At 45.2% G+C, this 12666-nt stretch carries 10 protein-coding genes; 4 read left to right on the forward strand and 6 right to left on the reverse strand.

Features of this window, described 5'->3' with window-relative positions; genetic code table 11:
* Positions 1–132: 132 nt before the first annotated feature.
* Positions 133–1209 (reverse strand): L-dopachrome tautomerase-related protein, encoded by a 1077-nt coding sequence (locus L5M17_RS02535; protein WP_168823228.1) that lies wholly within the window; start codon positions 1207–1209, stop codon positions 133–135.
* 109 nt (positions 1210–1318) lie between these two features.
* Complete coding sequence (locus L5M17_RS02540; protein WP_028760641.1) at positions 1319–2689, reverse strand: sigma-54 interaction domain-containing protein; 1371 nt, start codon at positions 2687–2689, stop codon at positions 1319–1321.
* 246 nt (positions 2690–2935) lie between these two features.
* On the opposite strand from L5M17_RS02540, the gene L5M17_RS02545 reads away from it, so the two are divergent.
* Together L5M17_RS02545 and L5M17_RS02550 are read left to right on the forward strand one after the other, a co-directional pair.
* Complete coding sequence (locus L5M17_RS02545; RefSeq protein WP_028760642.1) at positions 2936–3391, forward strand: hypothetical protein; 456 nt, start codon at positions 2936–2938, stop codon at positions 3389–3391.
* A 276-nt stretch (positions 3392–3667) separates the two neighbouring features.
* Positions 3668–4222, forward strand: coding sequence for a BON domain-containing protein (locus L5M17_RS02550; RefSeq protein ID WP_105249747.1), 555 nt, complete (start codon positions 3668–3670; stop codon positions 4220–4222).
* A 249-nt stretch (positions 4223–4471) separates the two neighbouring features.
* Here L5M17_RS02550 and L5M17_RS02555 read toward each other — a convergent pair whose 3' ends face one another.
* The 3 genes from L5M17_RS02555 to L5M17_RS02565 all read right to left on the reverse strand — a co-directional run bounded on the left by L5M17_RS02555 (position 4472) and on the right by L5M17_RS02565 (position 7066).
* Positions 4472–4876 (reverse strand): DUF3224 domain-containing protein, encoded by a 405-nt coding sequence (locus L5M17_RS02555; protein WP_113941065.1) that lies wholly within the window; start codon positions 4874–4876, stop codon positions 4472–4474.
* A gap of 129 nt (positions 4877–5005) precedes the next feature.
* Positions 5006–5782, reverse strand: a complete 777-nt coding sequence (locus tag L5M17_RS02560; RefSeq protein ID WP_263144998.1) for a hypothetical protein — start codon at positions 5780–5782, stop codon at positions 5006–5008.
* 213 nt (positions 5783–5995) lie between these two features.
* Positions 5996–7066, reverse strand: a complete 1071-nt coding sequence (locus L5M17_RS02565; RefSeq protein WP_263145000.1) for a polysaccharide deacetylase family protein — start codon at positions 7064–7066, stop codon at positions 5996–5998.
* 395 nt (positions 7067–7461) lie between these two features.
* Here L5M17_RS02565 and L5M17_RS02570 point away from each other — a divergent pair, with 395 nt between their 5' ends.
* Both L5M17_RS02570 and L5M17_RS02575 read left to right on the forward strand, forming a co-directional pair.
* On the forward strand, positions 7462–10098 hold the full coding sequence (locus L5M17_RS02570) for a TonB-dependent receptor (RefSeq protein WP_263145003.1): 2637 nt from the start codon (positions 7462–7464) through the stop codon (positions 10096–10098).
* A 67-nt stretch (positions 10099–10165) separates the two neighbouring features.
* Positions 10166–11722, forward strand: a complete 1557-nt coding sequence (locus L5M17_RS02575) for a tryptophan halogenase family protein (protein ID WP_263145006.1) — start codon at positions 10166–10168, stop codon at positions 11720–11722.
* Between the two features lie 9 nt (positions 11723–11731).
* Here the strand turns inward: L5M17_RS02575 and L5M17_RS02580 are convergent, their stop codons facing one another.
* On the reverse strand, positions 11732–12661 hold the full coding sequence (locus L5M17_RS02580) for an AraC family transcriptional regulator (protein ID WP_219250156.1): 930 nt from the start codon (positions 12659–12661) through the stop codon (positions 11732–11734).
* Positions 12662–12666 lie beyond the last annotated feature (5 nt).

Consider the following 12666-nt stretch of genomic DNA (forward strand, 5'->3'; position numbering starts at 1 on the left):
GCACAATCAACACCTAACTCATTTCTAGACGCTTTCGAGTTAAACCAAAGACTCACATCAACGTAAATAAACAGTTGCGATATAACTCATACTGCAAATATAAGCTGCAACTTTGCAGTTGCAGCTAAGGTGTTATTGACCCGCAGCAGTATCCTCACCGGTCCAGAGTCGCATGATGCGGTAAGGCGGTTTGGCGGTTTCGGCTTTTCCATTAAAGGCTTTTGCTTTATGTAATTGATTCACTGAAATATATAACCAGCCTGTTTCACCAAATTGCACACTATCTGGAAAATCCAGTAGTGGAGAACTGACCGCTGTTGTTAGCGTGCCTTTGTTATCTAGCATAGAAATGGCATTGTGGTTCAAATTGGTAAAGTAATGATTACCTTGTTTGGACGTTGCTGCGCCATCTGATACTGGCTTGGCTCCGACTAATTTTACCGTGGCGATAATTTTATCATTATTGCCTGTTTGTAAAGCCGCAGTCGATAACTGATACCAGTGAGTGCCATTCATTGCACCATAATAGAGTGTACTTCCGTCGGCAGATAAACTGATTGGATTGACCGCTACACTGGCGACTTTGCCATTAAACAATGTTGTTTTGTTATCTATGTTCATTACTGCATCCGTTTCGGCCTGCAGCGAGCTATGACCTGAAAAACGTATTGTATGACCATCGTCGATACGCACCGCTAAGAGGCCAGGGTTGGCGATATCGGCTAAATAAATCCAGCCTTTTTGAGAGTCGACAACCAGATCCTGCATAAAGCTGCCTTTAGGCGCGAGAGCTTGTGGTAAGACGATTTGTTTATATAGACTGCCGTCCTTAATATTGAATCCCCAAATCCTTGTCTGGCCTAATTCTAACCCCATATCTGCGGTCCAGAGGTGTCCAGCTTTGTCCTGAGCAATACCTAATAAGGTATCAAATTGAGCAGTATTGGCTGTCGATGTTTTTTGCAAATCCATTGAAGGCCAAGCTTTATAAGCGTTGGTCTCACGATTAACTTCAATCAATTGCAAACCTGATGGTGTATCAAATGGATGTACTGTGGCAAAAATCCGACCTTGTGCAGTGACGCTGACATTGCCAGGTCGTATTGGCAATTCAGCGACTGTTTCAAGACTTCCTACTACTGGGGTGGCGTTTACAAAACTACTGGCTGTCAAAGAAAGCCATAATGCTGTTGTTAATAAGTGTTTCATATTCTATCTCCGCTTTTTCTGTTTAAGGGCTGTAGAATAGGAGTTATTATTTACAAAAAAAAGAGTATAAAGTTTAGCTCTGTTTCAATATTAATTTGATAATTAATGTTTATTCAGCAGTCGTTTCACCAGTCTCGACTTGCTGCTCGTACTTGCTGAGCTTGTTGTAGAGGGTTTTAACGCTGATCCCCAGTTGTTCGGCGGTATCCGTTTTATTACCTTGAGTGGTTTCTAGTGCTTGATAAATAGCGATTCTCTCTAAATCATCTAAGCGCATGCCTTGGGGGATAACAACTTGTTCACCACCACATAAACCCACTTCATTCGTCTGAGGTAGCTGTAAATGGCTGGGTAAAATATCCTGATCGGCCAGAATATAGGCTCGCTCAATTGCATGTTTTAATTCGCGCACATTACCAGACCAAGGGTACTTAGCAATCATCTGAATACAGTCTTCAGCTAAGCTCTTATTCTGCTTTTCGGCCACGTTACGATAGGCAAGAAAATGCTGCGCAAGCCCAATTATATCCTCGCCACGTTCCCGTAAGGGCGGAACGCGAATGGGAAACTGAGCCAAACGAAAGTACAAATCTTCTCGAAATAACCCAGCCTCTATCGCCACTATGGGATCACGGTTAGTCGCTGCCACAATACGTACGTTTGCACGTTGCACTTTGTCGCCACCCACAGGACGATACTCGCTATTCTCCAACACTCTGAGTAACTTCACTTGATGATCAATCGGCATTTCGGTGACTTCATCGAGAAATAAGGTTCCGCCTTCAGCCTGTTCAAATACGCCTTTGTGATCGCGATTCGCCCCCGTAAATGCACCTTTGACATGACCAAACAGCTCACTGTCGACCAATTCAGGGCTTAATGCACCACAGTTAATTGCAATAAAAGGCTCGTTTACCCTAGGGCTGGCAAGATGTATGGTATTAGCAACCAGTTCTTTCCCGACCCCACTTTCCCCAATAATCAGCACATTACTGCCTGTCGCAGAGACGCGACGAATTGTGCGATATAGCTTGTGCATAGGAGCTGATGAACCAACAAGCAAACCGTATTGGTCTAGCTCGCTAGCAAAAGGATGCAGTCGATTAGGCGATGATGCTAAATACTGTGCAAAATCAGCAAAAATTTCGCTGATTAGCGGCATATCGTAAGGTTTGCGAAAGTGGTAACCAGCAAAATGAGACATTAACTGATCAAGATTAGGGTTTGGCTGACCATCGGAGAGAAAAATAAACTCAATATTTGACATGGCCGCATTATCCAGCAGCACAAGGTAATCTTCTCGACTAAGACTGGATAACTCAATAATGGCAACATCGACGTGATTTGCCCCTAGCTGCTCTATCCAAGGCAAATCATCGACACTGCGTAGCTTATTAAAGTCAGCAGCGCCAGCAAGTTCGATGATTGCTTGCTCGGCGCCAACATCCTGCAAGTGATAAAAAAGTGTCAGTCGAGCCATGCGTATCTACTCCCTGTATGAAAAACTACTGTATGTCAGCCATGAAATTTTAACAACAGCAACGGTAATAGTTGCCGATGTTCTAAGATGATATCTCGATGAACTGAGAATATCAGTCTAAAAATCAGCCTGTTAAAATATCATTAAAAACGAGAACAGAATATGCATGGTAGCTGAACGAAACAAAATCAGTTTACCCAAGCAGTTAAACAATCTATGTCGAACACTGGCATTAGGAGGCCCATAATGAAGTCTAATGTTGTGCAACATCAGACTGATATCCGCGCCGATATCATGTTGATCGATGAAATCATCAAGCTGAATCAGGAAGGACTCACATTTTACAACCAAGCGAGGAGGTATGTCGAAGACTATAATCTTAAGCGTGTTTTTTCCGCCAAAGCTAACATCCACCAACGAATGTTAACTCGGTTTGAACAGCTGAGACGTTTGGCTGACGAGCCAATTAATGGCCTAAGTCACACCGTGCCCGTCACTTATACTCAAGCAACAGAATTGCTGCAACAGTGCCAAATTTCGCAGGCAATGACCGCTCTTGTCGACATAGAGCAGCAAGTGCTAATCCAAATAAAACAAGCAGTAAGGCAAGCGCATCAGCCACAACTTGCAAACCAACTTGCAGAGGGTGCCGCTTGGCTGCAAATGAGTTACGACGGTACGGGATCGCTCAATCACCATTAATTCCCTGTCGCTAAGTGAGCCATATTTAACCGACTCCCCTCCACTTTTACTACAGACATAATACCGCACTGATGAGTGCGGTTTTTTATGCTCGAATGATGGCTCAGCATGCCAGAAAAAATTACATTTTGTCGGTAAAAAAGACCGACCTAAAGGAAAATGCCAAGGTATAAAAACGCCAGACAAAACAATTTAAACATTAAAAATCATTACCTTAAAAACATTGGCACGATTGGCGCATTATCTAGCTTCGAGAAAACAACGGAGGATATGATTATGAAAACTACAACAGCATCAGTACTAGTGGCTTTACTTGTCGGTTCAATCAGTTTAAATGTGGCCGCCGCCCAAGATTGGAAAGGCGGAACCAAGGATGCGTGGATCGATGGTAAAGCAGAAACCACTTTACTGCTCAACACGAATCTCAATTCCTTCGACATCATTACAGATGTCAAAGATGGTAAAGTGACATTAACAGGTAAAGTGGAAAGCAGTGTGGATAAAGCCCTCGCCACAGAGCTCATCAAGAGCTTAGATGGGGTGAAAGATGTCGATAACCAACTCACTGTGATGAATGAAAAAGAAGGCACCAGTGAAGTTGTTGCCACCTTAACTGACTCTAAAGTTGCCACAGTCATCAAAACGCGTTTACTGTTTTCAACTGACGTATCCGGCACCCAAATTAATGTGGATGTTGCCAATGGCATAGTCACATTGAAAGGTGAAGTTGCCAGCGATGCCGAACGTCAACTAGCACTGAAAATTGCCGAAAATACCGACGATGTGAAAAAGGTCGTTGATAAAATTAAAGTTGTTAAAAAAGTGTCTTAACTCTCGCGACAACGGCATTTTTTAAATTAAACGTATTTTAAGTAACAGCACACCGATCTAGACTCAAGGTTCGATAGTGCTTTATGAAAAAAGAATCAAAAAAACCAGCCTCAGCTGGTTTTTTTATGCCCATTTTCAGACTCAATCGAAAAGACTTACTCGCTTAAATTAAGAAGGGTGAATTCAGATGACTCGAATGATCATAAAGGAGAAGAGTTACAGAAAACTGAGCTAAAACACAGGCGTTACTCAAGCTTCAAAGCCAAACTGGAATGCATAAAAATGTTGGCCATTCTCAATATTGATGGTCATAGTGCCAGTTAACCCCTGCAACTCCCCCGCCCCAGAATGGGGTATCACTTCTAAGATCAGACGATTTTGTCCATCGGTCATAATGCCAAAATGTTGTAATACAAAACTGCCCTGCTTACCGCACAAATTACCAACCACTTGTTCAATGGCCACATAGCCAGCTGAGCCCTTGACTGACGTCATAGCACTGAGCATTTCCCCCTTGCTGCGCCCCTCAAGCTCACCATAAAAGGTTTTATCTAAGCCCATACGTCCTAACGTCACACCACCAATACCAGTAGCATAGGGGCTATCAGGAGTGAGCTTAACATCAAATTTCCCAGTGATTTTGCTAACTTGCATGACACTCTCCTTGTCGAAATCTTATGCTGACCTATTACCTGCTAACGCTTGCTACTGAAGCAAACATCACCCACAGACCGAAAAACAACTTAGCATAAGCCTACGTAGATCCATAATGGCATTTACACGTTACTTATGTATGCTGGTCTCACTCACTATCATCTCTATGGTTTTGACTATTTCAGGGGTTTCAGACATGGGTTGGTCAGACGCTCTATCACGATAAGTCACAGCAATTTTAAATGGGGCTTCAAAAGGATAAACAGGTTCAATACTATCCACCTCGATTCGATCGCCAAGCATGACACTGCCTAAGTGTTTCAAGCTATTGTGTTTAAAATCCAGATTAAACAATCCAAGATACCAAAATACGCCTGAACCTTGAGTCGTCACAATAAAGGGCGCCACAAAGGGCATAGTTTGCATTTTAGGATCATCTTGAATCGGTGCGTCACTTTGGGTGTCCGGCTCTAGAGCGGGATCGAAATTTAACGGTGTAATGCGCAAGTAATCGAGTAATGCTCGACCTTTTATCTCACCATCTTGGTAGTCGCCCATAGCAAACTCTGTTTGCTTGATCTTAATAAAATGTGTCAGTGCAACGGACTTGCCGCCCTCAGGCAGCGTTATTTCAACAGGATTGGCGGTATTTAAGCTAAAGAGTTTAAGCATCACTTCCGATGCATTCGCCACAGGCTTTACCTCAAAAGGTGTCACAGTTTCGATCTCATTCGCCTGAGCCTGAGTTTTTTCATGCGCCATGGCTTCATCGTATTGCATGACCTTACCATCTTCCATCACCATATAAATATCATCATTGGTCATGTTGAAACGGTAAATACCCGCAGCAAGTAAAGCTAATACCACTAAGGTTGCCGCTATGGTTAATTTTACAAACGTACTCATCTTCTCTCCCCAATCGCGCTCGTTATGCGCTACTTTTCTAACACCGATAAACTTCAAATCAATGTCGGAGCAGTATTACAGATACTGAGTTAAAGCGAAGTGGGTAAAGTGTAAAAAATGCCGCTATTTTGAATTTTGTCAGGCTAAGTTCAGCAACATGCCTTTTACTCGACCAATATGATGGGCTGAGTAAATACTCAGCCCAATACATCACTACTTTTCGTTTTTCCACAAGGCTGGGGTTTGGCTTGGTTGCCAATTGCTTTGGGAGAAATGCGCTTGCACTAAGGAATAGATTTTATCTTGATAGGACACAAACTCAGGTAGTTGATAATTATGCTGATCCTGCCAAGCAGGGGCATAGTTATCTAGCGTATCAAAACGATATCCTTGACGTTGAGCTTCTTCAACAAAACGCTTAATTTTAGGCAAGTTGATGGTTGCACCTTGTCCGCGGTGAGCATTCTCAAACAGGAAATCGTGGGTCAAGATAACCACTTTCCCGTTATGTAAACCATCACTACAATCTAAGTTCTGCGTACGACTGTTAAGCGGATTCATCGTCGTTCCAGCGCAGGTGTTGATCACTTGATTGACTTTTGCCACCAGCTCAACCCCATCAGCCATGGATTCAGCAGGAAAGGCAACCCCCCAATCCTCTGGTCCCCAGTCTAGATCCCAGCCAAATATTTTATAGTCACTCTCGGCGAGCATGTTTTGAATTTGCACCGCAACTTGCGAACTGTTGGTCGAGGTTTCTGCGGTACAAGCAAAAGCGGGGTCCCAAGGCGGCACAGTATCGGATGTCGCACACAAGCCATCGCCTTTGAGTTTACTGGTCACTCGCCAACCATTGGTGTAAGGCAAACGTGCCAACTTAGTCATCTTGTTATTGGGATAACTGGCGGCATTAGGAATAAGCTCAACCACTTTGGCCGTGTTCGTCACAAAATAGGTGAAATCGGTGGCCGCATCTTGATAGGATTTTACGGGCCAGAGTCCAACTTGATTACAATATGCCGCGCCAGATTGCACGCCATCAGTGCAGTTATGCAGCATATGATCGTAACTGTGGTTTGCCAGAATATGACCATCATCTAGCAAGCGTTGTAGAGCGACAGCCGCTAACGCCTCGTTTTCATCCCCTTCGCCATACATATGAAACGCATTAATAAAGAACGTCGCCTTGATATTGGCATCCTTTAACGCATCTAACAGCCCTAAGGTCGCGTCAATTGGACCATCATCAAAGGTAAATGGTTTTATCGCTGGCGTAGGCCGCACTTAAGCCAGTACTCAAGCTCGCAACACAAAGCCCAACTGCAACGGCTATCGATTTCAGTTTCATGATTTCATCCTATAAATAATGTTTAAAGATGAATAAGTTAGTTCTCTTTACGCACTGGTTAATTCATAACCTGTAGACAGCGAGTTCACTCATCCGTTTAGCTTATCTATAGTGAGTAATCCCGCCGGCATTAGTTATACCATCCTAGCAACAAGCCATACTTTTCTACGCTAAGTCGATAAATCCTGCCTTTGCACCCAGTTAACCATCCCCTTCAAAGACAATAGAAAAATACCAATCCTAGTGTGAAAAGTACCGCATCAACAATTCGATAACAGGTAAGTTAACTGGAGAAAAAAACAACATAAAAGCACTACAGGGATGCAATAACATGTCAGAAGGTCAACTATTTAAGAGCTCTTTGCTCGCATTATGTATCGCTAACGCCTTGTTCGGGATGAGCTCAACCGCAGTCGCGGCGGAGCAACAAGAGGCAACAGCAGAAAATATTGAGGTAATCCAAGTACGCGGCATACGTCGCTCGATTGAAGCCTCAATGAATACCAAACGCTTCGCCGACTCCACGGTCGATGCTATCACCTCGGAAGATATCGGTAAGTTTCCCGATAAAAATATCGGTGATGCGCTGCAGCGCATTTCTGGGGTGACGGTCGATAGGCAATACGGTGAAGTGAGTGGGGTCACCATTCGTGGTACAGCGCCAGAACAGAGTCGTATTTTGCTGAACGGTCAAACCGTTGCGAGCACCTCTTGGTATGATCTTGGTCCTGCCACTCGAACCTTCAACATGGAATTATTGTCAGCCGAGCAAGTCAGTGCGGTTGAAGTCCACAAAACGCCAACCGCTAGCCTTGAAGAAGGTGCGCTGGGCGGCACTGTCGATCTCAAAACCCGTAAGCCCTTAGATCTCGATGCTCACACATATCAAGTGGCGGGTGAGTTGAGCCAAAGCAGCCTGTACGATGAAACAGATCCGAGTGGATCTTTCGTCGGAAGCTGGAAAAATGACGATGAAAAATTTGGTATTTTAGGCGCTTACTCAGTAGAAAAACTCACCAGTGGTCGGCATGTATTAGAATCACTCAGCGGTTACTATGAATACTTTGCCGCCGATCCCGCGCAAAACCAAGAATCAACTGTAGGGACGTGGGGGATTGGCTCACAAGCATTTAGGGCCGAACGTGAACGGACCAGTGCCCAAGTTACACTGCAATTTGCACCGACTGAAAAAACAGAGTTCACCTTAGATTACTTTAATTTTGAACTCGATATCCCCCACGTAAACCATAACTTCTTAACCGTTGGCGCCCGCGGTTCGGGCTCCACCAACGTAGTAAATAACGCCCAAGGCGGCACAGCATCGGCAACGATTCTGCCAGCGTATGCGTCGATTATTTATAACCCTGTGGTACGCCACGCGGTCAATATGGAGTCTGACGTACTCAACTTAACCGGAAAATACGTCGGGGACAGTTTCACCCTTAGCGGCGTCATTGGCCAATCGACCTCAGATGGCGGCACCCAAGGCGGCTCATCTTCTTGGTGGATCCCTGCGACGGACCAAGGCGGCAAAATTGGCGATCCCGCCTTCCCTAATGGTCAAGGCAGTGTAGATGGTGGCTTTAGTTACGATGCCACAGGTCCCTATCAAGTGGTGCTCACGAGCCTAGATGCCAACGATGCTAGCCAGTTCAAGCATGCGCAGGAAGCCAACTACGAAACCACAGTGCAAGATCATAAAGTCACCTACGCACAGTCTGACTTCGAATATCAACTCGATCATGATTTTATTAATAAAATTGCGGTCGGGATTAAGTACAACACCAGTGATTTCGAGCGTAATGCCTTCAACCGTAACCCCGCAGAAATCCTAGGTTTCGTGCCCAATGGCAACCTAGCCAACTGGAGCGATGGCGTACTTTCTGGCCTGCATTCCCAGAGTGGCGGCAATGTACTCGACTCCTATGCCAAGTTAGATGAAGACAAATGGTGGGCGTTTATCAGCGAGAAATACGCCAATGGCGAGTTAGTGGAAGTCGCCGATCTCGGTAACACCTTCTCTGTCGAAGAGGATATGTTGGCCCTGTACGCCCAAGCGGATTTTAGCGGCGAATTCTATCGTGGCAACTTTGGTTTGCGTTACGTTAACACAGACCAAACCTCAACTGGTTTTGCCGATGGCAAGCCCTACAATGAATCCGTCAATTACGATAATTGGCTACCGAGCATCAACGTCGCCTTTGATCTGCAAGAAGATCTAATCCTACGTGCCTCGGCTTCTGCCGTGATGGCGCGTAACAACTACAGCGATCTTAAACCTGGTTTAGCCATAGCGAAAAACTTTGGTACTGCGACCGGCGGTAATCCAAATTTAAAACCCTATAAGGCAAACCAAGCTGACCTTGGCATCGAATGGTACTTCACTGAATCTTCTATGCTGTCGGCGGCCTTGTTCTACAAAGATATTGATAACGTAGTGTTTGTCACTGAGTCGACTCAGTACATTGAAGGTTGCGGCGCGTCAGAATCCGAGTGGGATAAATGCCGTGTCACAGCCCCAGCCAACGGCGGTAGCGGCTCAGTGACTGGGCTTGAAATCCAGTTACAACATAACTTTGAAAGCGGTTTTGGCTTCTTGACCAACTACACCTATGTTGACAGTAAAAGCACTCGCCCAGATGGCACCGAGCAGATGATTGAAGGCGTATCAGAAAACTCCTTCAACGGTTCACTCTTCTACGAAGATGATCTGTTCAGCGCCCGTATCGCCTATAACTGGCGTTCAGAATACTTAGGCGTAGGTAATATTCAAAACGTGTTAAACGACAGCTATCAACAAGTGGATGCCTCGATTATTTGGCATGCAATGGAGAACTTAGATATCTCACTCGAAGGGGTTAACTTAACCAATGAAGTGGTGCAATCCTATGATGTTAAATACGGATTAACCCAAAATACCATCGAATTTGGTTCACGTTATTTCGTCGGTGCCAGCTACAAATTTTGAACTTGAGTCACAGCATAGCCGACCTTAGTGTCGGCTTTTTGCGTTGGTAATGCAGAGGGTATAAATCATGAAAGTGAAGCAAGCAATCAGAAAAATCATTATCTTAGGCGGCGGCACCGCAGGCTGGATGGCAGCGGCCGCCCTCGCGAATAACCCCGTATTTGCCGCCATTGAGCTCTGTTTACTGGAATCGGACAACATAGGCACCATAGGCGTTGGTGAAGGTTCAACGCCACACTTAAAACGCTTTATGGACAACTTAGGCATTAGCGAAAAAGATTGGATGGAACAATGCCACGCCAGCTATAAAACTGGCATCGATTTCATCAACTGGAATGGGGACGGGCAGCAATACTTTCACCCCTTCTATTGTCAAATGGATGTGAAACCCGCTGAAGTTTTCTTTATCAACGCCAATGCAAGACGCCGAGGGCATGGGAATGCCGTTAAACCCGATGCATTTTTCTCCAGCGGCGTATTGGCCAAGCACAATCTCAGCCCAAGGCCGAATAAAACAATGCCCTGCGCTAACGGATACGGCTATCACTTCGATGCCACTGAGCTGGCCAATTACTTAAAAGATTATGCCTGCCAACGCGGCGTAAAACACCTCATCGGCGATGTCATTGAAGTTTCAACAACCCAAAACCAACATATAGACGCCTTAATGCTGGCGAATGGCGAACGACTTAACGCCGACTTTTTTATCGATGCCAGCGGCTTTAGCGCTAAGTTAATTCATAAAACCCTAGGCGTACCCTTTCAATCCTTCGCCAATGAACTGCTCAACGACAGCGCCGTCACTGTACCTGTTCCTGTTCCTGCATTAATGGACACCACTCAAACACAGCAAACCCATGATCTACAAAACCATGCATTGCAAACCCAAGCACAGCAAGCCAAGTACCATACCCGCGCAACGGCGCTCAGTGCGGGCTGGCTATGGCAAATTCCCCTCACCCACAGGCTTGGCAATGGCTATGTTTATAGCAGTCGCCACCTCAGTGCCAATGCCGCGGCCAAAGAATTATTGCACAGTGTTAATCTGCCTGAATCAACCCAAGTACGGTTTCTCAAAATGCGGGTCGGTGTCAGTGACAAGGCTTGGCACAACAATGTGTTGGCGATAGGACTCGCGCAAAGTTTTATCGAACCACTCGAAGCCACGTCCATCATGATGACCCAATTTACCCTTGAAAAATTTATGTCGTTATTCGAGCGCTATCAATTGAATAAGCAGGCAGAGACCTTAAGTCGACAAACACTCAATCAGGCGGTCATGCAGTTAGTGCTCGGCATAAAGGATTATATTCAGGCCCATTATGTCACCAGCCAGCGCAGCGAACCCTATTGGTTGGCGGCGAGAAAAGTCACCATTTCCCAAAGGCTGACGCAACTATTGCAAGCTTGGTATCAAGGGGAAGACTTTGATCTGCTGCTTTACCAATACGATCAGCAACTCGCCTACTTTCGCCCTTCTTGGTATGCGCTGTTAGCGGGAATGGATTACCGCGACCCAAAACTGAAGCGCCCATTTGAGCCGATTTCAGCGGAGATCACGGCGCAAGCGATACGCTACAGCCAAACCTTAGTGGAGCAGTATTTTCAGCCTAAGCATCCGTGATAAGAATGGTTAAATTGCCCTTTGTTTACTGCTAAAGCACTGACGAAAACGACTCGGCGTGACACCTTTAAATTGAATAAAACGCCGATTAAAATTGGATAAGTTGTTGAAACCACACTGATCGCTGATGGTTGATATCGGACTTTGATTTGACAGCAGTAACTTGCACGCCTTAGCTATCCTGAGTTGATTGATAAACTCAGTTAAGGTTTTCTCGGTGCGTTTTTTAAAGAAGCGATGGAAGTGATTGGTGCTCATATGCGCCAACTTTGCCAAATCCTGTGCCGACAAGGCCTGAGTGTAATTGTCATAGATATGCTCAATCACTTTATCGAGCTTTTTCACGGTAAAGTCGAGTTTACTACCGTGGGTAAACAAGGTGCTCGACAAGAGTTCTTGCTGACTATCCTGTTGTAATAATGCTAATAATTCCAATAACAAAATATAGCGTCTAAAAGGATTGGCCGTCTCCATCGCGATAAACACACTATGGGCCTTACGCGCCGTTTCCTCACTAAACAACACACCTCGTTTGGCATGGGTCAAAAGTGAATGCAAAGACGCTAACTCACGTTGCTCATTCACAATTTGGTGTAGCCAGACCGCTGGAATTTGTGCCACATAAACAACTTCCTGCACTCTCGCATTCGAAGTGTCGTCTTTTAGCGCGTTGCCATTTGATATCTCGTCAGTTGAAACACCAAGGTTAACCTCGGATTGCCAGCCGTGGGGCATATCTGGGCCTATGATCACTAAATCATAATCGCCATAACGGGCAATATGGTCGCCCACATAACGCATACCATAACTGTTGAGGGTTAAGCAGATTTCGTACTCGGGGTGATAATGCCAATTGAGATCCATGTGGTCCCATTCATAACGAAAGTAACGCCAAGAGCTATTTTCATCGGGGATCACTTTTTCACACAGAGGTTTCATCCATT

The organism is Shewanella sp. SW24, assembly GCF_025653395.1.
Taxonomy (GTDB): Bacteria; Pseudomonadota; Gammaproteobacteria; order Enterobacterales; family Shewanellaceae; genus Shewanella; species Shewanella oncorhynchi.

Coding starts and splice junctions, on each gene's coding strand:
- L5M17_RS02575 (WP_263145006.1), top strand. CDS start 10,166: ATGAAAGTGAAGCAAGCAATCAGAAAAATCATTATCTTAGGCGGCGGC.
- L5M17_RS02550 (WP_105249747.1), top strand. CDS start 3,668: ATGAAAACTACAACAGCATCAGTACTAGTGGCTTTACTTGTCGGTTCA.
- L5M17_RS02545 (WP_028760642.1), top strand. CDS start 2,936: ATGAAGTCTAATGTTGTGCAACATCAGACTGATATCCGCGCCGATATC.
- L5M17_RS02570 (WP_263145003.1), top strand. CDS start 7,462: ATGTCAGAAGGTCAACTATTTAAGAGCTCTTTGCTCGCATTATGTATC.
- L5M17_RS02555 (WP_113941065.1), bottom strand. CDS start 4,876: ATGCAAGTTAGCAAAATCACTGGGAAATTTGATGTTAAGCTCACTCCT.
- L5M17_RS02540 (WP_028760641.1), bottom strand. CDS start 2,689: ATGGCTCGACTGACACTTTTTTATCACTTGCAGGATGTTGGCGCCGAG.
- L5M17_RS02535 (WP_168823228.1), bottom strand. CDS start 1,209: ATGAAACACTTATTAACAACAGCATTATGGCTTTCTTTGACAGCCAGT.
- L5M17_RS02580 (WP_219250156.1), bottom strand. CDS start 12,661: ATGAAACCTCTGTGTGAAAAAGTGATCCCCGATGAAAATAGCTCTTGG.
- L5M17_RS02560 (WP_263144998.1), bottom strand. CDS start 5,782: ATGAGTACGTTTGTAAAATTAACCATAGCGGCAACCTTAGTGGTATTA.